This window comes from Wenjunlia tyrosinilytica, from assembly GCF_014646055.1.
In the GTDB taxonomy this organism is placed as follows: domain Bacteria; phylum Actinomycetota; class Actinomycetes; order Streptomycetales; family Streptomycetaceae; genus Wenjunlia; species Wenjunlia tyrosinilytica.
On record NZ_BMMS01000150.1, the window covers coordinates 1 to 827 of the forward strand.

General features: G+C 68.4%; 1 protein-coding gene. It reads left to right on the forward strand.

The window, feature by feature from the left end; all coding sequences use genetic code 11:
• Nucleotides 1–54 precede the first annotated feature (54 nt).
• On the forward strand, nucleotides 55–827 hold a 773-nt coding region (locus IEY86_RS35970), incomplete at its 3' end, for an AMP-binding protein (protein WP_229699091.1).

Here is an 827-nt window from a genome sequence, read left to right on the forward strand (position 1 = left end):
CCGTCGTATCCGGCGGAGCGGTTGGCGTTCATGGTCGCGGATTCCCGGCCTGCGGTGGTGCTGGTCGACGGGACCGCAGTGGCTGCCGCGGGCGACGTGCCGGTCCTGGACCTGGCCGCCGACTTCGCCGACTTCACCGACGGGCCCGGTACCGAAGACCTGCCTCGCCTGGCGTCCCCATCGGACGTGGCCTACGTGCTGTACACCTCCGGCTCGACCGGCGTCCCCAAGGGCGTCGCAGTCGAGCATCGCAACACGGTGAACTTCCTGCGGTGGGCGCGATCGGTGTTCGCCACCGAGGTGCTGGACCGGACGCTGTGGTCCACGTCGGTGAACTTCGACCTGGCGGTGTTCGAGCTGTTTCTGCCGCTGGTCACCGGCCGGACCGTGGTGGCGGTACGTAACGCCCTGGCGGTCCGTGCGAACACCGACGCCACATTGGTCAACACGGTCCCGTCGGCGATCGCCGCGCTGGCCGACGCCCAGCAGATTCCCGATTCGGTACGCACGATCAACCTGGCGGGTGAGGCCCTCAAGCGGGACCTGGTGGATCGCATCTTCGCTGCGGCGGATGGCGTCGAGGAGATCCGCAACCTGTACGGCCCGTCGGAGACAACCACCTACTCCACCGCCGTGGTGATGCACCGGGAGACCGGGTTCGTACCCCACGTGGGCGGGCCAATCGGCAACACCCGCCTCTACGTGGTGGATGGTTGCGGGCGTCCGGTGCCGGTGGGTGTGGTCGGTGAGTTGTTCATCGGTGGTCTGGGTGTGGCGCGGGGTTATCTGGGTCGGCCGGGGTTGACGGGTGAGCGGTTTGTGCCGGA